Below are 18,754 nucleotides of genomic sequence, written 5' to 3' on the forward strand. Positions count from 1 at the left end.
GCTTATGCGCTTTCCTTCGGCGTCAGAACCTGACGACCGCGATACATACCGGTCTTCAGATCGATATGGTGCGGACGGCGCAGTTCGCCGGAGTTCTTGTCTTCAACGTAGGTCGAAGCCTTGAGACCGTCAGCCGAGCGGCGCATGCCGCGCTTGGACGGGCTTGTTTTTCTTTTTGGTACAGCCATTTTTGTTACTCCACTTTAGCGGCGAAACAACGTAACCGGCCATAACCAAAGGCCGAATGTCGGGTGTCTCGATATCGGAAATTTGGCGCGCTTATACATGCCCAAACGGGCTTTGACCAGCCCTGACGCGCATTTTTTCCGATTAAGCCGGTTTGCTGCGACGGGCGGGCGGCAGGCCTTTGCAAATCATGCTTCACTTCCTATCAAAAACCACAAGTTCCCTAAAGTGGTTCATGTCCCTGAATTCACAGAAAGCTGGAGCGCGCATCTCGATTATCGGCGCTGCCGCACGCAGTTTTTCCAGCTCTTCATCCAGCATCGCCTGCCATCGCGGCAGGCACTCCGGATCGAACCAGCGCGTGACATAAGCCAGCGTAATATGGAATTGATAGGTGTCGTGATCGGGATGCCGATAACCGAAAGCTTCGGCAAATGTATCCCGCCACAGCGCAATGATCCGGTCGTCTTCGGCGGTGGCACCCTTCAGCACCAGCCCCGTCGGCTTGAGACCAGTCACCTGCATATTGAAACCAGGCAGGCCCGGAAAATCCGCCAGACGATCGCAATAATACTCCGTCATCGTGTTGATCGGAGTATCGAGTGGCATGTCTTCCGGCCAGTAGGGAAATGCACGGCGATATTCGATAATGCCCTGAAATACCGTCATATGCAGGCTGGAAACCGGCGTGAAGGCCAGCTGCGATGCCTCGGGCATATCCAGAAAACGCTGGCGTGTCCCGATGATTGCGCTTTCGGTTTTCGACCCTTCAACGAGATGGCAGACCACGGTATTGCCCGGCTCGAGCAGGAATTCACCATCCGTATTATAGCGGCGACCCAGATGGCGCGGCGGCTGATCGTGGCTGGCAGCGGAAAAAGATTCCAGATCTTTTGAAACGAGCGGGGCGTGCATGGGGGAACTCCTTTTGAGATGTTTCCCCTAATCTGCGCACGCAACAAACCAATGACAGCTATCGGTCAATGGCCGGTCAATTCCCGTCAATGCGCCTCGTCCCAGTTGTCGGCCGCGCGGGCATCCACCTTGAGCGGAACCCTCATGGAAATAGCCGGCATGGCTGCATTTTCCATCACCGAGACGACGATGGGCAGGGTCTTTTCGATTTCCCCTTCCTCGACTTCGAAGATGAGTTCGTCATGTACCTGCAGCAGCATGCGGGCAGAAAGCTTTTCCGCCTCCAGCACCGGCTCGATACGGACCATCGCACGACGAATGATATCGGCTGCAGACCCCTGGATAGGTGCGTTGATGGCTGCACGCTCGTTGAAGGCCTTCATGGAAGGGTTGGAGGAGCGGATTTCCGGATAATGCGCGCGGCGGCCGAAAATCGTCTCGACATAGCCGTTCTCGCGGGCGAAAGCCTTGGTCGCTTCCATGTAATCGCGAATGCCAGGAAAACGCTCGAAATATTTCTTGATATATTCGCCCGCTTCGGAGCGCGCGATGCTGAGCTGGTTGGCAAGGCCGAAAGCGGAAATACCGTAGATGATGCCGAAGTTGATGGCCTTGGCACGTCGGCGCACTTCAGACGGCATGCCTTCCACCGGCACCCCGAACATTTCCGATGCGGTCATCGCATGAATGTCGATGCCGTTTTCGAATGCGCTGCGAAGCTGCGGAATGTCGGCGACATGGGCAAGCACACGTAGCTCGATCTGGCTGTAATCGGCGGAAAGAAGCTTGTGTCCGGGGGTGGAGATGAAGGCCGTGCGGATCTTGCGACCTTCCGCCGTGCGCACCGGAATGTTCTGAAGGTTCGGCTCCGAGGACGACAGGCGCCCCGTGGTGGTGGAGGCCAGCGCGTAGGACGTGTGCACCCGTTTCGTCTGCGGATGGACATATCCGGGAAGCGCATCCGTATAGGTCGATTTCAGCTTGGTCAGCTGCCGCCAGTCTACAATCTTGCGCGGCAACTCAGCCCCTTCTGCCGCCAGATCTTCGAGAACCTGCGCCGATGTGGACCATTGGCCCGTCTTGGTCTTGGAGCCGCCAGGCAGGCCCATCCTGCCGAACAGGATATCGCCGAGCTGCTTTGGCGATCCGATGTTGAAACGCTCGCCTGCCAGTTGGTAGACTTCCTCTTCGAAAGCAGCCGCCTTCTGGGCGAGTTCACCGGAGAGACGCGACAGGATCTGTCGGTCCACGGTGATGCCACGCTCCTCCATATGCGCCAGTACAGGCACCAGAGGGCGCTCCAGCCGCTCATACACACTGGTCAGCCGCTCTGCGGCAAGCCTGGGCTTCAGCACCATCCACAGCCGCAGGGTGACATCCGCGTCTTCCGCGGCGTAAGCGGTCGCCTTGTCAATATCGACGAAATCGAAGGTGATGCTCGACTTGCCCGATCCCGCCACGTCCTTGTAGGCGATCGGCGTGTGGCCGAGCCAGCGTTCGGAAAGCGTATCCATGCCATGCGTGGTTTTTCCCGCCTCAAGAACGTAGGAAATCAGCATGGTATCGTCGAAACTCTGCATGACGACGCCGTGGCGCTTCATCAGCAGGTAGTCATATTTGAGGTTCTGCGCGATTTTCAGAACGGCTTCGTCCTCAAGAAGATCCTTTAAACGTGCCAGCGCCTCGGCAAACGGCACCTGTCCTTCAGCAAGCCTGATGCCATCGCTGAAAAGATCGCCACCGGAGCCGGTCTTGTGCGTCAATGGCACATAGGCAGCGCGGATATCGGTGCCTGAGGCATCCTTGCCGTTATCGGCAATCGCCAGCGAAAAACCGACGAGTTCCGCCTGCATGGGGTCGAGCGAGGTCGTTTCCGTGTCGAAGGCGACGACACCTGTTTCGCGGGCAGCGGCAACCCAACGATCCAGCTCCGCCAGATCCCTGATCGTCGTATAGGCGGTCGTGTCGATCTTGGCGGCGGAGAAAACCGTCTGCCGTGCCGTGGCGAGATCGGTGGGCGCGCTACCCTCCCCTGTCACCTTCCGTGCCGAAGCGGTGGTTGACGCCGGCGCAGCGGTCTTGTCATCAGCTGCGGCAACTGCAGGCGCGGCGTCGAGGTCTGGTCCATGGGCATCAGCGCCCCATTGCACCGGCACATTGGCGGCTTCGATGGCAGAGGCATCGCTATCGGTGGCTTCAGCTACCCGGCGCGTCAGCGTCGTGAACTCCATCGCCTTCAGGAAAGCGATGAGTTTCGGGCCGTTCTGCGGTTCGAGCACCAGTTCTTCCAGAGACTGCTCCAGCGGCACATCGGTTCTGAGCGCCACGAGCTGTCTGGAAAGGCGGGCAAGATCGGCATTGGCGATGATGTTTTCGCGGCGTTTCTGCTGCTTGATTTCTCCTGCCCGCGCCAGCAGCGTGTCGAGATCGCCGTATTCTTCCAGCAATTGCGCGGCCGTTTTCGGCCCGATACCAGGAATACCCGGAACATTATCGGTGGAATCGCCGGTCATCGCCTGAAGGTCGATCATCTTTTCCGGGGCTACACCCCATTTTTCGACGACATCGGGAACGCCGATCTGCTTGTCCTTCATGGCGTCGTACATATGCACATTGGCCGTGACGAGCTGCATCAGATCCTTGTCGGAAGAAATGATGGTGACATCGGCGCCAATCGCCTCCGCCTGACGGGCGTAAGTGGCGATGATGTCATCCGCCTCGAAGCCTTCCGTCTCGATGCAGGGAAGGTTGAAGGCCCGTGTCGCCTCGCGGATCAGGCCAAACTGCGGCACCAGATCTTCCGGCGGTGCGGTGCGGTTGGCCTTGTATAGATCGTACAGCTCGTTGCGGAAGGTTTTCGACGAATAGTCGAAAATCACGGCAAAATGCGTGGGCGTGACGCCGACATCAGTATTGCGCGCATCCTTCAGGAGCTTCCACAACATGTTGCAGAAGCCGGAAACGGCGTTGACCGGCAGCCCATCCGACTTGCGGTTCAGCGGGGGAATGGCATGGAACGCCCGGAAAATGAAACCGGAGCCGTCAACGAGGAAGAGATGATCGCCTTTTTTCATGGCGATATGGATAGCGCGGGGCCGTTTTGACGTCCACAGAAAGTTCAAACAACGCACCGCAAAGCGCACGGGGCTAAGCCGCTGGAGGCACCGGCAAAATTCGCGTGAACCTTACGAATTTGTAATAGATTTTCCCTTGAAAAGCCGCATTTGCACACACATTTCTTAGGGGACGGCGCCTGATCACGCCGTAGTCTGATTGTAGGCTCGTCCCCCGCCGCATCAGACCGGACAAAGGCCTTTCCCCCCTCTCCGGGCCTTTGTCCTCTTATATGACCGCCATGGCCGTCCCCTCCCGGCCATGGCGGTTTTTATTTGTGCCGGGTTTCTGACTGGCATAAACATACCGTGCGATATATATCCCACTATCGAAATCGCGCGATTGCGCCGACCAGATGCCAGACGGATTGATGAATGGGTTTTTCCCGGGACGAATCGGCGATCTATCTCGCCGCAAAAATGGCGAGGGAATTCACCATGGCGCTCCAGAAGAGAGCTGCCGCGCTGGGGTTTTCTCCTGGACAATTCCCCATCCTCATCGAACTGTGGCATGAGGAGGGACTGACGCAACGGCAATTGCTGGATAGAATCGACGTGGAGCAGGCGACGCTTGCCAATACGCTGTCCCGCATGGAGCGCGACGGGCTGATCGTGCGCAAATCCCACCCAAGCGACCGCCGCGCGCAGATCATCGAACTTACCCAGCGCGGCAGGGATCTCGAGGCGAACGCCATTGCCGCTTCCGAAGCCACGGAAGATACGCTGCTGGCGGATTTCCGCCGTTTCGAAAAGCAGCTTCTGCTGGAATATATGCGCCGGGCGATCGACCGCGCCAAAAAAGCGAAATAGGATTTACAACTCGAAACGCTTTCTTTGCTCCTGGCCTTCTATCGCCTGCAGCCTCCAAGGTTTTGTTTCCGCGCAGTTTAGGCGGAAAACCACTTCGCACTTTTCATGAACTGCTCTATCGTTCCGGCGGCTGCGCGCTTGCCGATTCAACGACACGTCAGCCCCTTGTTCCCACGCGATGCGCGATACCAGGATGTTTCGTCCATCGCCGGGTTGCGACAGACATGACAGGATCAGCGATGACAGACGTTTCCCCCATTCTTTCCACGGCCGACGACAACCTTACCTCCAGCCTCGAGCGATTGTTCGAACTGGTGCGCATCCCGTCCATTTCCACGGACCCCGCCTACAAGGCGGAGTGCCGGAAGGCGGCAGAATGGCTGGTCAGAACGCTTGAATCACTGGGCTTTGCGGCTTCCGTTCGCGATACGGCCGGTCATCCAATGGTGGTGGCGCATCATGACGCCGCGACAAAAGACGCGCCGCATGTGCTTTTCTACGGCCATTACGACGTGCAGCCGGTCGATCCGCTCAATCTTTGGGAAAACGATCCGTTCGAACCGGCCGTGAAAGATATCGGCGGCGGCCGGCAGGTGATCACCGGGCGTGGAACGGCTGATGACAAGGGTCAGCTGATGACCTTTGTGGAAGCCTGCCGGGCCTATAAGGCAGTCAATGGCAGTCTGCCAGTGCGCGTCACCATTCTTTTCGAGGGCGAGGAAGAATCCGGTTCGCCCTCGCTGAAGCCGTTCCTCGACGCCAATGCCGATGAGCTGAAAGCCGATTATGCACTGGTATGCGATACCAGCATGTGGGACCGCGATACGCCCGCCATCGCCGCCGCCCTTCGCGGCCTGGTCGGCGAGGAAATCACAATCACGGCGGCCGACCGCGACCTGCATTCGGGTCTTTTCGGTGGTGCGGCCGCAAATCCCATTCACATCCTGACCGATATTCTCGCCGGCCTGCATGACGAGACCGGCCGCGTGACACTTGCCGGCTTCTATGACGGCGTGGAAGAAACCCCCGCCAACATCAAGGCTTCCTGGGAAACGTTGGGCCGCACCGCCGAAGCCTTCCTCGGCGAAGTCGGCCTCTCGATTCCATCGGGCGAAAAGGGCCGCTCCGTGCTGGAGCAGACCTGGGCGCGGCCAACGGCGGAAGTCAACGGCATCATCGGCGGCTATACCGGCGACGGCTTCAAGACGGTTATCGCCGCAAAGGCCTCTGCTAAAGTGTCCTTCCGTCTCGTCGGAGAGCAAGACCCGAAAGCGGTTCGCGAGAGCTTCCGGAACTATGTCCGCTCCAAAATTCCAGCCGATTGCTCGGTGGAATTTCACGAGCATGGTGCATCGCCGGCTATCCAGCTTTCCTATGATTCGCCAGTGCTGACGAAGGCGAAAAACGCGCTTTCGGAAGAGTGGCCCAAACCTGCCGTCGTGATCGGCATGGGGGGCTCGATCCCCATCGTCGGCGATTTCCAGAAGATGCTGGGCATGGATTCGCTGCTCGTCGGTTTCGGCCTTACCGATGACCGCATTCATTCGCCGAATGAAAAATATGACCTGCAGTCGTTCCACAAGGGCATCCGCTCCTGGATCCGCATTCTCGACGCCCTGGCCGCGAAGTAGTCAAAAAGAAAGGAGGCGCCGGTTACGCGATGCCTCCCCGTTCTCTTATATTTTGGTGGTTCAAAACAAAAAGGCCGGGCAAGCCCGACCTTTCCATCCGTTTTTCGTCAGTGCCAGTACATCCGTGGTCAAAGCGTTCAAACGGTCCGATGCTCCAGAGCGCGCCAACAAAGTCGACGCTGCTTTTCACGATCAGGATCGGCTGCTTTGGTTAATCTTTGGTTAACGCAACAACAGCGGCACTTTAAAAGCACCAGCCTGACAATTCCGTGCGGAGCACTGTTGAACCCTATATTGGTATGCACTCCAGCTTTTTCAAGAGCGGCCGGACCCGGTGCACCTTCTAAAAGAAAAAGGCCGGAAAAATCCGGCCTTTCATATTCATACGAATGACCCGTTCAGGCCAAGCCGCTTATCAGGAAGCGACGAGCTCGCCTGCAGACATCTTGCCCGAGCGACGGTCCTGCGTCAGCTCGTAGGAGAGCTTCTGACCGTCGTTGAGGGAGGTCATACCAGCGCGCTCAACGGCGGAGATGTGAACGAATACGTCCTGCGAACCGTCGTCAGGCTGAATGAAGCCGTAGCCCTTGGTTGCGTTGAACCACTTTACTGTACCAGTCGCCATAACGATTTCCTTCCGTTGGCAAATTGTATTTGCACTGCGCGCAGTGCGGTCTTGGGTCGAATTTGAAGGAAAGATCGTCGTGTGCACCTAAAAAAGGCGCCGAAGCTCTGGTCGTCAAACAAATATCGATGCGCGAACACCTAGGTTGGAAGGGCCTGAAAGTCAAGTTTCTTTGAAAAAGCCCGGCGATTTTTGTGAAGCGTCGGCAAATGAAAGTCGCGAGAAACAAGGCCTTAACAGCAAAAACCCGGCGCGGGAGGAGGTGCGCCGGGTTCTTGAAACTGACTGACAATTGGGAGGAGGAGTATTGTCAGTCCAATCGGGCGACGCTGGGAGGAGGAGTGCGTCGCTTCGATGATTTGAAGATACAGGATCTCCGCTCAAAAAACAGACGTTTCATCGCAGCGCAGCATTGCATAAAATGCATAGCTATTTCGCGACACCTTGAAGCCTCTTGGCATACCGCCTAATAAATACGCATGACCATCGAATCCGTCAGAGCGTTTTTCACCGAAAATTCCCCCGAAGTGACCGTTATCGAAACGGAAACGAGTTCGGCGACAGTCGCTTTGGCTGCCGAAGCGCACGGCGTCGATCCCGACCAGATTGCCAAAACGATCTGCCTGAAGGCGGGCGACACAATTCTTCTCGTCGTTGCCGCCGGCACGAAGCGACTCGACAATCGTAAATTCCGCGATCACTTCGGCGCCAAGCCGCGCATGCTGGGGGCGGAAGAAGTCGTTGCGGTGACCAGCCATCCCGTCGGCGGCGTGTGTCCTTTCGGATTGCCTTCGCCCCTTCCGGTGTTTTGCGACATATCCCTGAAAAACTATCCCGAGGTGGTTCCGGCAGCGGGTGCCACCAATGCGGCGGTAAGGATTTCGCCTGACATGATGGCGCGACTGACGGGAGCGGAATGGGTCGACGTGTGCCAATGACGCCGATTTGATCCGGCGAGGACTTAACCCCGCCTTAAATTGCCGCATTTAAACTCTTCATCCTGGATTAAGTATCGCGCAGGCATAGAAGCCTGAAGTGCGAATGGTTTCGCGAATATAAGGAGCGACTTCGGCTGGATGGCAGGCAAGGGTAAATCACGCGATCGGGTAGAGCCTTCCTTCGGGGATTTCCACGAATCCGGTGACGATCTGCGTCTTGATGCCAGCGAGCGCATTGGCGGAACCGCAAAGCAGCCCGCCAGAAAACCGAAGTCCACATCCGGCCGCGCCAAACCGCAAAAAAAGGAAAAGCGCACACGCAGTTCCGGCGGTGGCGCAACAGGCTTTATCCGGTCCCTCGTTTACTGGTGCATCGTGCTCGGCATCTGGGGCGGTATCGGCGTTGCCGGTCTTGTCCTTTATTACGGCGCGCGCATGCCGAGTGCCAGCAGTTGGACCATTCCCGAACGCCCTCCGAATGTGAAGATCGTTTCGGTGAACGGCAGCGTGCTTGCCAATCGCGGCACCACGGGTGGCGAGGCTCTCGCGCTTGAAGACATGTCGCCCTACCTTCCACAAGCGGTCATGGCGATCGAAGACCGGCGGTTCTATTCGCATTTCGGTGTGGATCCGCTCGGCCTGGCCCGCGCCATCGTGACCAATGTGATGACGGGACGAACAGTGCAGGGCGGCTCGACGCTGACGCAGCAGCTGGCAAAAAACCTGTTCCTCTCACAGGACCGGACGCTGGAGCGCAAGGTACAGGAAGTGCTGCTGGCCTTCTGGCTGGAGCATAAATACACCAAGGACCAGATCCTCGCGATGTATCTCAACCGCGTTTATTTCGGTTCCAACGCCTTTGGCGTCGAAGCCGCTTCCAGACGCTACTTCAACAAGTCCGCGCGCGACGTCAATCTTGGCGAGGCGGCAACGCTTGCCGGACTTCTCAAGGCCCCCTCGCGCCTTTCACCGGCGCGCGACCCGCAGGCGGCGGAGGAGCGGGCGCAGGTCGTTCTGAGATCCATGCGCGATGTCGGGTTCATCACCGATGACGAGATCAAGACCGCGATGTCGCAGCCGCCGACCAAGGCCAAACGTTTCTGGTCCGGTGCCGAACATTACGCTGCCGATATGGTGATGGAGGAAGTTCGTGGCCTGATTGGCGACGTCAAGCAGGACATCGTCGTCGATACGACCATCGACCCCAATCTTGAACGCGACGCCGAAAAAGCACTGACCCATGTTCTCCAGGGTGATGGTAAAAAGCAGGGCGCCTCGCAAGCGGCTCTCGTTTCCATCGATGGTACAGGCGCAATCCGGGCCGTGGTCGGCGGGGCGGATTATGCCGAAAGCCAGTTCAACCGGGCCGCCAAGGCGAAACGGCAACCGGGATCGGCGTTCAAACCCTTCGTATACGTCGCCGCGCTCGAATCGGGTCTGACCCCCAGTACCATTCGCAATGACGGGCCGGTCCGTATCGGAAACTGGACACCGGAAAATTATGAGAAGAAATATCGTGGCGAAGTTACGCTTGCCACTGCGCTTGCCAATTCACTGAACACGATCGCTGCGCAGCTGGTGATGGAAGTCGGTCCTGAGCGGGTGACGCAGGTGGCGCATCGCATGGGTATCGAATCGGAGCTTCAGAACAACGCCTCCATCGCACTCGGCACCTCGGAAGTGTCACTGATGGAGCTGACCGCCTCCTACGCTCCCTTCATGAATGGCGGCTACAAGGCGACGCCGCATATCGTCAAACGCATCTCCGATGCTGACGGCAAGGTGCTTTATGAAAACAGATACGACAACCCGCCGCGCGTGCTGAGCGAGGAGATCGCAGCGACGATGAACGGCATGTTGTCGCGCGTCATCACCGAAGGAACAGGGAAAGCCGCCCGCCTCCAAGGTTGGCAGGCAGCGGGAAAATCCGGCACGACACAGTCTTTCCGCGACGCGCTTTTTGTCGGCTACACAAGCAACCTGACAACGGGCGTCTGGTTCGGCAATGACGACGGAACATCGATGAAAAAGGTCACCGGCGGCGGCTTGCCTGCGAAGGCCTGGAAAGATTTCATGACCGCCGCCCATTCCGGGCTCTCGCCCTCGCCGCTCTTTGGTCTCGGCGCAGGCGGCGTGCCGCCGCTTGGGGAAATACAGCAACCGGCGCCCGAGAGCGCGCCTTCCTCCATCGGCGACATCATTTCCAATGCTCTCGGCGGCGGCGGAACGACAAACACCCGAGCCTATCCCGAAGCGCCCGTCTCGCCAAACGCTGGTCAGCCGGGGGTCCCCATGCCGCCCGGAAACATCCCTTCCCGCGATATCGAACCCGGCTATTCAGCCGACAATGGGCCTGTGCCGCCAGCCGATATCGGCGGCCGGGCGCCGGCAACTTCCGGGCCGAAGCAGACGACCCTTCTTGATATTCTGATGGGAAATTAATTGCCTTTTGGGTAATCGGCTCACCGGTTACCCGGCAAGCGATGGGCCGGCAATGATCCTGTCGCCCTTCCCGCAAATACTCAATTTTCCAAAGACTTGATTACACCGAATGGGCAACCAACGCAGCCAAGAGCGGAGACCGAGCTTGTGTTTGCAACATATGCGTGCATCCACGTTAACCGTAGATTGCTATTTGCGCAAAAACGATTACATTTCGGATGACTTTTTACGGTAAATGAATTATTAATCGTTCATATAAATTAATTTTCTTGTTTCAAAATAACTTTTCAGGGCTTCATATTATGCTGGGTACTAAAGGCTCATCGCATGCCGTGTTTTACGGCGCCCCTTATCCTGCGGCTGTCACTTTCGACGCGGCGGAAACACAACCTTCCATTTCAGAAACCAACACGTCGGTGTTCCTGCGCAGCCAGTTAGTGCTCAAAAGAACGATCGACATTGCAGGGGCGTCCATCGCCCTTGTCGCACTCGCGCCCGTATTGCTGACCGTCGCGGCGCTGGTCAAACTCGACAGCAAAGGGCCGGTCCTGTTCTCACAAGTCCGTTGGGGCATGAACGGGCGAAAGATCAGGGTCTATAAATTTCGCTCGATGCGGACCGAACTGGGCGATGCCACCGGCGTGGCGCAAACGGTAAAGAACGATCCGAGGATAACCCGGATCGGCGCCGTGCTTCGCCGCACAAATGTCGACGAGCTGCCACAGCTCATCAACGTCTTGAAAGGCGACATGTCGCTGGTGGGTCCGCGCTGCCATGCGATCGGCATGCTGGCCGCCGGCCGTCTTTATGAGGAACTTGTTCCCCACTACCACCTGCGGCACCGGATGCGGCCAGGCATTACCGGTCTTGCCCAGATGCGGGGTTTGCGCGGCCCGACGGATCGCAGTGACAAGGCGCGTGCCCGCATCGTGTCCGATCTTTATTACGTCGACAATTTTTCCGTCTGGCTGGATATCAAGATCATGATCGGAACGGTCATTTCCGAATTGCGCGGCGGCAAGGGTTTCTGATCTTTCAGAAATCAGACAGATAGAATCAAAAAAGCCCGGCAGCGATGCCGGGCTTTTCTTATGAAATCACCATTTCCGTCAGTTTATCGGCACGGGAGCCGCAGCCGGATCCGGCAGCGGCGCCGGGTTTGCCGACAGCGTGCGCAGATAAGCGATGAGATCGGCGCGTTCCGTCTCCTTCTTCACACCCGCAAAGCCCATGGCCGTGCCGGGAACGTGTTTCTTGGGAGCTTCGATGAAGTAGCTGAGATGATCGTAATCCCAGTGCACGGAACCGCCCTTGGAGAAATCCTTCATTGCTGCGGAGTAGCTGAAACCCGCATGGCTGGCGATCGGCCGGTTGACGATATCGAAGAGATTGGGGCCGACCTTGTTTGCACCACCACTCTCTCCGGTATGACAGCTCGTACACTTCTTGAAGACCGCCTCACCCTTGGCAGCATCCGCGCTGGCGAGCAATTTCGCGATCGGGGTTGCTGCTGCTGCGGGTTCGCCTGCAGCCTCACCGCCGCTCGCTTCCGCGACGATGGCGTAACCTTCCTTTTCCGGGGTGGGCGCATGAAAAATGCCCTCAGACGCAATTGACACCGACATCAGAACGAAAACCGTGCCCAGCAACGCCCCAACGCCCATATTTACATAAGAATTCATCTATATGCGCTCCCTCGCATCCGCTCCATATAACCGGGCATCTTGAAATTATTCAAAAGCTATGGCTTTTGCACAGCCTGCGCAACTTGAATAATATTCCCCACTCCGTGACGTTTTGACACTTTTCGGTTGGGATTTGAAGGGTGTCGGATGAAGAATCGGGATTTCGAGAAAGCTGTCGTCCTTATACCGGCGCGGATGGCATCGACACGGCTTCCGGGCAAGCCTCTCGCGGATATTGGCGGCAAACCGATGATTGTGCAGGTTGCACTCAGGGCGCGTGAAGCTGGCGCGACGCGCATCGTCGTTGCAGTCGATGACGAACAGGTATTTTCAGCCGTAAAAAATGCCGGTTTCGACGTAATGATGACGCGCGATGATCACCAATCCGGTTCGGACCGCATTTTCGAGGCGCTGCAGAAGGCCGACCCCTATGGCAACGCCGAATATGTCATCAATGTTCAGGGCGACCTTCCGACCATCGAAGCGGAAACGATCCGCGCCTCGTTGCGCCCGTTGGAAAATGCCGCCGTCGACATTGCCACACTCACGGTGGAGATCACCGACGAGGAAGAAAAGACCAATCCGAACGTGGTGAAAGTGGTTGGCAGCCCGCTTTCCGAGACGCGATTGCGCGCGCTTTATTTTACCCGCGCGACTGCGCCCTATGGCGACGGACCGCTTTATCATCACATCGGCCTTTATACCTATCGCCGCGCCGCCCTTGAAACGTTCGTGAGGCTTCAGCCTTCGCCACTCGAGAAGCGCGAAAGACTGGAACAATTGCGCGCGCTGGAAGCGGGCATGCGTATTGATGCCGAAATCGTTCACTCCGTGCCGCTTGGCGTTGATACGCCGCACGATCTCGAAAAAGCCCGCACTATTCTCGCAAACCGAACCCTCTGATGGATAATTCCATGACCTTGAGCACAAACCGCATTGCCTTTCAGGGCGAATTTGGCGCGAATTCCGACATGGCATGCCGCGACATGTTCCCGGATATGGAGCCTTTGCCGTGCCCGACATTCGAGGATGCTTTCAACGCCGTCGAAAACGGCGAAGCCGATCTCGGCATGATCCCGATCGAGAACACGCTGGCTGGTCGCGTTGCCGATATCCATCATCTGCTGCCGGAATCACGCCTTCACATCATCGGTGAATATTTCATGCCGATCCGCTTCCAGCTGATGGTTATACCGGGCGTGAAGAAAGACGAGATCCGCACCGTTCACAGCCACATCCACGCGCTTGGCCAGTGCCGCAAGATCATCCGTTCCAACGGCTGGAAGCCCGTCGTTGCTGGCGATACGGCCGGAGCGGCGAGACTGGTTTCTGAAAAGGGTGATCGAAGCATGGCAGCGCTTGCACCGCGTCTTGCCGCCGGTCTCTACGGCCTTGATATCATGGCTGAAAATGTCGAGGATTCAGAAAACAACATCACGCGTTTCGTAATTCTTTCGCGCGATGAGAACTGGGCCAAACGCCAGTCCCAAGGCGAAGCACCGGATGAAACCATCGTCACGACCTTCGTGTTCAATGTCCGCAACATTCCGGCGGCACTTTATAAGGCAATGGGCGGTTTCGCGACGAATGGCATCAACATGACGAAGCTGGAAAGCTACCAGCTCGGCGGAAGGTTCGTGGCAACCCAGTTCTATGCCGATATCGAAGGCCATCCGGATGACGAGCCGGTGCGGCACGCGCTGGACGAGCTGCGCTTCTTTTCCGAGAAGGTCCGAATTCTCGGCGTCTACAAGGGTCATGCGATGCGCGGCAAGCTCAACCAGAGCTGAGCCTGCCGCAAATCTTCATTTCGTCCATTCCACCCAGTCGCGCATCAGCCGGTGCGCGATGGCACCGCCCGGAGGCGCGGAAAAGCCCTCGCCCGCAGCAGCCTCCAGCATCGTGGCAACCTCCGCCCGCGTGAACCAGCGGCAATCCTCCAGCTCGATCTCATCGCGGGAAATATCGAACGAGAGAGCCTCGGCATAACAGCCGATCATCAGCGTGTGCGGCATCGGCCAGGGCTGGGAAGCGTGATAGCGCACGCGGCCGATTTCGACGCCGGATTCTTCATGCGTCTCGCGGCGCACGGCCTGCTCGATCGTTTCGCCCGGCTCCACGAAACCGGCGAGGCAGGAATACATGCCCGGCGCAAAATGCGCGCCGCGTCCGAGCAGGCAAAGATCGCGCTCGATATCGATCGTCATCATGATGACAACGGGATCGGTTCGGGGAAAAATAGTGTGATTGCAGGCGGCGCATATGCGCTTGTAGCCGCCGATACGCAATTCCATCGTGCCGCCGCACCGTCCGCAGAAGCGGTTGTCGGCATTCCAGTGCGTAAGGCTGACAGCCTGGGCAACCTCGCTCAACAATTCCTCATCGAGAAGATGATCGCGATAAAGGGTGCGGGCATCGGCCAGCTTGTAGTGGCTCGCGAGCGTGTCTTCCGTGACGGCCACCGGCACCGCAATTCTCGGTTCGCCGGTTTCGCGGTATCCAAGCAGAACGGCATTGTCGAAATCCGGCTGCAATTCCGCCAGCTCATAGGCGGAAAACAGGGGATCTATGACCTGCTCGTCATGTTTCAGGACAAGCCGGTTGCCGGAGAAGGCAAAAATATGGGTGCCATCGACTTTCAGCGCATCGGCAACGCAGTCTTCCGTCCGCTTCTCGGCGAATCGGTTGAGGGCGTTCTTGGAAAAGGCTGTCAGCAGGCTTGCTTCGGGATGGGGAGCAGTAGTTTCGAAAATAGTCATTGAGATCATCAGAGCGCGCCGGATATTTTTTTCATCAAGGATTCCTTTTCGCCCGGGCCATAGGGCACTGGCGTCCCGTGACCCCAGATTGGGCCGGGCCAGCAGGTGTCGCCTTCGTTGCGGGCGATAATATGGACGTGAAGTTGCCGGACGATATTGCCCAGCGCGCCGACATTGATCTTGGTGGCCCCGGTAACGTCCTTCAGCGCGGAGGCGACGAGATTGGTCTCGAACGTCAGCACGGCCTGATCGAGCGGAGTAAGATCGAACAGCTCGCTGGCGCCGCCTCTCTGTGGCACCAGCACCAGCCAGGGCCAGCGGCTGTCGTTCTGCAAACGCAGCTCGCATAGTCCCAAACGCATTACAAGCGCACTGTCGCGCGCCAGCCTGTCGTCCAGCCGGAATGTCTCCAAGGCGTCCTCCATGTTTGTTTTCATTGTGATAGCAGTTTTTTGAAGGCTTGGCTTGCATTTGCTTTCGATATTGCCGATATGTGGCCCCGGGAGGTTGGTGGTGGACGAGCCACTCGCCAACCGGGTCAGGTCCGGAAGGAAGCAGCCCTAACGAGCCAGGCACGGGTCGCCGTGCCAGCCTCCCACCCTTTTTAAATTCCGCTCAGCTTTCGCCGGGCCGGTTCAGCCTGAAAGCGGCCCCTGCGTATCGGCATGATGTGCAGACTTTAGAGGAATAGAGCGTGCCTGATGCGTCCAATGGGACGCACGGCGCTCTAGGACAAACTGGCAAAATAAACTGGCGAGGCGATGAGCGACACCTTACCCACCACATCAAGCGAATCCCAGGGCGGGACCGGCTACCGGGTACTGGCACGCAAATATCGTCCGAAGGATTTTTCCGATCTGATGGTCGGCCAGGAGCCGATGGTCCGCACGCTGACGAATGCGTTCGAGACCGGCCGCATCGCGCAGGCCTATATGCTGACCGGCGTTCGCGGTGTGGGCAAGACGACCACCGCGCGTATTCTTGCCCGTGCGCTGAACTACAAGACCGACACCATCGACAAACCGACCATCGACCTGCGTATCCCCGGCGAACATTGTCAGGCGATCATGGAAGGCCGTCATGTCGACGTGATCGAGATGGACGCCGCCTCCCATACCGGTATTGACGACATTCGCGAGATCATCGAGCAGGTGCGTTACCGCCCGGTTTCGGCGCGCTATAAAGTCTATATCATCGACGAAGTGCACATGCTCTCGACGCAGGCCTTCAACGGTCTTCTGAAGACGTTGGAAGAGCCGCCGGAGCATGTGAAATTCATCTTCGCAACCACTGAAATCCGCAAGGTTCCGATCACCGTGCTGTCGCGGTGCCAGCGCTTCGACCTGCGCCGCATCAGCGCCGCCGATCTCGTCGGCCTGTTCACTGCCATTGCCGGCAAGGAAGGTTTCGAGGCCGAACCGCAGGCGCTCTCAATGATTGCCCGCGCGGCTGAGGGTTCCGCCCGTGACGGTCTTTCCCTGCTCGATCAGGCGATCGCCCATGGCGGCGGACGCGTGGAAGCCGAGGCGGTGCGCGGCATGCTGGGTCTTGCCGACCGGGCGCGCATCGTCGATCTTTTCCAGCACATCATCAAAGGTGATGTCGCGGCGGCACTTTCGGAATTCAACGGTCAATACGAGGCAGGCGCCAACCCCGTCGTCGTGCTGAACGACCTTGCCGATTTCACTCACCTCGTCACCCGCATGAAATATGTGCCGGATGCGGCGGAAGATCCCTCGCTGTCCGAGATCGAACGCGTGCGTGGCGCGGAATTTGCCGAGACAATCGCCGTGACTGCGCTGTCGCGTATCTGGCAGATGCTGCTCAAGGGTATTCCGGAAACTGAAAATGCCTCACGTCCTGCGGGTGCGGCCGAAATGGTGTTGATCCGCCTTTCCCATGCCGCCAATCTTCCGGCACCGGAAGACGCGGCGCGGCGCCTGCTCGAACTTTCCAACAGCGATGGCGGCTATTCCAATGGCGCGCCTTCGGGTGGCGGCAATGGCGGAGGTGCGCGCGCCTATTCCTCAGGACAGACAGTGGCCGCAGGAAGACCTGTGGAGCTTCCTGCCCAGAGGCCGGCAAGCTCGCAGCCTTCGACCATGCTGCGCGCCGTGCCTGACAGCCGCCCGCAGGAAATGCAGGTCGCGGCACCAAAAACCGAAGAACGGCCGGAGCCGAAGGTTCCCGTCAACTCTCTTCAGGACATTGCCGACCTGTGCCAGAAAAATCGCGATCCCGTCATGCGGGCGAAGGTTCGCAACTTCGTGCGGCTGGTGCGGCTGGAGCCGGGCCGGCTCGACATGCGCCTCGGCGATGGCGCACCCGGATCGCTCCCCGGCGAGCTTGGCGTGAAGCTGAAAGAGTGGACCGGTATCCACTGGATCGTCAGCCTTAGCAAGGAACAGGGTCAGCCGACGCTGGTTGAAGCCGAGGGTAGTGCGCGCGACGCCCGCCTCGTGGATGCGAGGCAGGACCCTGACGTGGCAGCCATTCTTCAACAGTTTCCAGGTGCTAAAATCACCGACGTGCGCATTCGCGTCACCCAGCAGGACGAGCCGGACGAGATCGCCCCGCCGCCTTCGGTTGCCGAATCGAGCGAGGGCGACATCCTTCCCGGCGACGATATCGAATTTTAATACATAACAAAAACAGGAGTTTGGCACATGCGCGACATCATGGGCATGATGGGCAAGGTCAAGGAAATGCAGGCCAAGATGGAAAAGATGCAGGCGGATATCGCCGCGCTTGAAGTCGAAGGCAAGTCCGGCGGCGGTCTCGTCACCGTGAAGCTGAATGGCAAGGGCAGCCTGCTGGGCCTGAAGATCGATCCGTCTCTCTTCAAGGAAGACGACGTCGAAATTCTCGAAGACCTGATCGTCGCCGCCCACAATGACGCCAAGGAGCGCGCCGAGGCCATCACCGCTGAAAAGACCAAGGAAATCACGGCTGGCCTGCCGATCCCGCCCGGCATGAAGCTGCCGTTCTGATATTCTTACGAATTCAGACTTCCAGCATGGCGCGGAACCGGCTCGCAAGCGGGGTGCCGAGATATACGGCACGTTCGTCCCTGGTAAGCTGCATGGGGCGGAAGCGCTGGAGAATGACCGGTATGGGCAGTTTCGTTCCCTGATAGGGTTCGAAAGCAATGCCTTCACCGGCGCTGAGCATTCCACCTTTCAGAACCCGGCAATAAAAGCCCGGCTGACCCGCCTGCCGAAAACGCGGCGCGAAGCCGGGATCGCCGAGCCGGGTTGACAGGGTGGCGCAGGGAATGCGGGCGGCGGTCACTTCCAGCACCACTTCCTCGGCTGAAAACCTGTCGCCGACATGCAGTTTTGCACTATCGACACCTTCCAGAACCAGATTTTCCCCGAAAAATCCGGGCTCAACCACAAAACCCAGCGTACGCGACCAGAAATCGAGATCCGCGGAGCCCATGGCGTAGATCGCCTGATCCGGCCCGCCGTGATGTTTACGATTGCAGACAGCGTCGCTGACGATGCCTTGCGCATCCACCATCACCGCGCCCTGCATGGCATGTTTGAAAATACCCGTCTTCGCCGTCTTTCCCGGCAAGGCCTTCGCCTCGCCCCGGCACACTGCCCGTATTTTCATGGACTGCCCTTCGCGCTTCATGATTCCCGTTT

At 58.3% G+C, this 18,754-nt stretch carries 17 protein-coding genes and 1 other RNA gene; 10 read left to right on the forward strand and 8 right to left on the reverse strand.

Translation table 11 applies throughout. The features are described from left to right. Positions 1–2: 2 nt before the first annotated feature. The 3 genes from rpmF to polA all read right to left on the reverse strand — a co-directional run bounded on the left by rpmF (position 3) and on the right by polA (position 4,175). A complete protein-coding gene (gene rpmF / locus ACQZ45_RS08615; protein WP_003514347.1) occupies positions 3–188 on the reverse strand; it encodes a 50S ribosomal protein L32 in 186 nt (61 codons plus the stop codon). A 193-nt stretch (positions 189–381) separates the two neighbouring features. Next, positions 382–1,101, reverse strand: coding sequence for a DUF1868 domain-containing protein (locus ACQZ45_RS08620; RefSeq protein WP_003514344.1), 720 nt, complete (start codon positions 1,099–1,101; stop codon positions 382–384). 86 nt (positions 1,102–1,187) lie between these two features. Next, the gene (gene polA / locus ACQZ45_RS08625; RefSeq protein WP_003514342.1) at positions 1,188–4,175 is read right to left on the reverse strand and encodes a DNA polymerase I; all 2,988 of its coding nucleotides are present in this window, start codon (positions 4,173–4,175) and stop codon (positions 1,188–1,190) included. A gap of 414 nt (positions 4,176–4,589) precedes the next feature. On the opposite strand from polA, the gene ACQZ45_RS08630 reads away from it, so the two are divergent. Beyond that, a complete protein-coding gene (locus ACQZ45_RS08630) occupies positions 4,590–5,024 on the forward strand; it encodes a MarR family winged helix-turn-helix transcriptional regulator (protein ID WP_003514340.1) in 435 nt (144 codons plus the stop codon). 239 nt (positions 5,025–5,263) lie between these two features. Further along, a complete protein-coding gene (locus ACQZ45_RS08635) occupies positions 5,264–6,655 on the forward strand; it encodes a dipeptidase (protein WP_003514337.1) in 1,392 nt (463 codons plus the stop codon). A 415-nt stretch (positions 6,656–7,070) separates the two neighbouring features. On the opposite strand, the gene ACQZ45_RS08640 is transcribed toward ACQZ45_RS08635, so the two are convergent. Beyond that, complete coding sequence (locus tag ACQZ45_RS08640) at positions 7,071–7,280, reverse strand: cold-shock protein (protein WP_003514335.1); 210 nt, start codon at positions 7,278–7,280, stop codon at positions 7,071–7,073. Positions 7,281–7,759: 479 nt separating this feature from the next. Here ACQZ45_RS08640 and ACQZ45_RS08645 point away from each other — a divergent pair, with 479 nt between their 5' ends. The 3 genes from ACQZ45_RS08645 to ACQZ45_RS08655 all read left to right on the forward strand — a co-directional run bounded on the left by ACQZ45_RS08645 (position 7,760) and on the right by ACQZ45_RS08655 (position 11,691). After that, entirely contained in the window at positions 7,760–8,218 is a 459-nt protein-coding gene (locus ACQZ45_RS08645) for a YbaK/EbsC family protein (RefSeq protein WP_019564557.1), read from the forward strand. Positions 8,219–8,356: 138 nt separating this feature from the next. Next, positions 8,357–10,660, forward strand: coding sequence for a transglycosylase domain-containing protein (locus ACQZ45_RS08650; RefSeq protein ID WP_025592033.1), 2,304 nt, complete (start codon positions 8,357–8,359; stop codon positions 10,658–10,660). 302 nt (positions 10,661–10,962) lie between these two features. After that, positions 10,963–11,691, forward strand: a complete 729-nt coding sequence (locus ACQZ45_RS08655) for a sugar transferase (protein ID WP_113291285.1) — start codon at positions 10,963–10,965, stop codon at positions 11,689–11,691. A 78-nt stretch (positions 11,692–11,769) separates the two neighbouring features. Here the strand turns inward: ACQZ45_RS08655 and ACQZ45_RS08660 are convergent, their stop codons facing one another. After that, positions 11,770–12,342 (reverse strand): c-type cytochrome, encoded by a 573-nt coding sequence (locus ACQZ45_RS08660; protein ID WP_003514328.1) that lies wholly within the window; start codon positions 12,340–12,342, stop codon positions 11,770–11,772. A 150-nt stretch (positions 12,343–12,492) separates the two neighbouring features. On the opposite strand from ACQZ45_RS08660, the gene ACQZ45_RS08665 reads away from it, so the two are divergent. Together ACQZ45_RS08665 and ACQZ45_RS08670 are read left to right on the forward strand one after the other, a co-directional pair. Further along, complete coding sequence (locus ACQZ45_RS08665; RefSeq protein ID WP_065661519.1) at positions 12,493–13,248, forward strand: 3-deoxy-manno-octulosonate cytidylyltransferase; 756 nt, start codon at positions 12,493–12,495, stop codon at positions 13,246–13,248. A gap of 11 nt (positions 13,249–13,259) precedes the next feature. Continuing rightward, entirely contained in the window at positions 13,260–14,135 is an 876-nt protein-coding gene (locus tag ACQZ45_RS08670; RefSeq protein WP_025592029.1) for a prephenate dehydratase, read from the forward strand. Between the two features lie 15 nt (positions 14,136–14,150). Here the strand turns inward: ACQZ45_RS08670 and nudC are convergent, their stop codons facing one another. Together nudC and ACQZ45_RS08680 are read right to left on the reverse strand one after the other, a co-directional pair. Further along, positions 14,151–15,113, reverse strand: a complete 963-nt coding sequence (nudC, locus tag ACQZ45_RS08675; protein ID WP_003514323.1) for an NAD(+) diphosphatase — start codon at positions 15,111–15,113, stop codon at positions 14,151–14,153. Beyond that, positions 15,113–15,541, reverse strand: coding sequence for an HIT domain-containing protein (locus ACQZ45_RS08680; RefSeq protein ID WP_161986907.1), 429 nt, complete (start codon positions 15,539–15,541; stop codon positions 15,113–15,115). Before ACQZ45_RS08680 ends, nudC begins: the two co-directional genes overlap by 1 nt. A 65-nt stretch (positions 15,542–15,606) precedes the next feature. Here ACQZ45_RS08680 and ffs point away from each other — a divergent pair. The 3 genes from ffs (at position 15,607) to ACQZ45_RS08695 (ending at position 18,094) form a co-directional block, all read left to right on the forward strand. Then, positions 15,607–15,703, forward strand: an RNA gene (gene ffs / locus ACQZ45_RS08685) — signal recognition particle sRNA small type. Positions 15,704–15,865: 162 nt separating this feature from the next. Then, on the forward strand, positions 15,866–17,743 hold the full coding sequence (locus ACQZ45_RS08690; RefSeq protein WP_013635229.1) for a DNA polymerase III subunit gamma/tau: 1,878 nt from the start codon (positions 15,866–15,868) through the stop codon (positions 17,741–17,743). Between the two features lie 27 nt (positions 17,744–17,770). Continuing rightward, positions 17,771–18,094: a YbaB/EbfC family nucleoid-associated protein gene (locus ACQZ45_RS08695; protein ID WP_003514318.1), complete on the forward strand. Its 324-nt coding sequence runs from the start codon at positions 17,771–17,773 to the stop codon at positions 18,092–18,094. 13 nt (positions 18,095–18,107) lie between these two features. On the opposite strand, the gene ACQZ45_RS08700 is transcribed toward ACQZ45_RS08695, so the two are convergent. Next, entirely contained in the window at positions 18,108–18,743 is a 636-nt protein-coding gene (locus ACQZ45_RS08700; RefSeq protein ID WP_162736142.1) for an MOSC domain-containing protein, read from the reverse strand. Between the last annotated feature and the right edge of the window lie 11 nt (positions 18,744–18,754).

It is taken from the genome of Agrobacterium sp. 16-2014-1-2a, assembly GCF_053522705.1.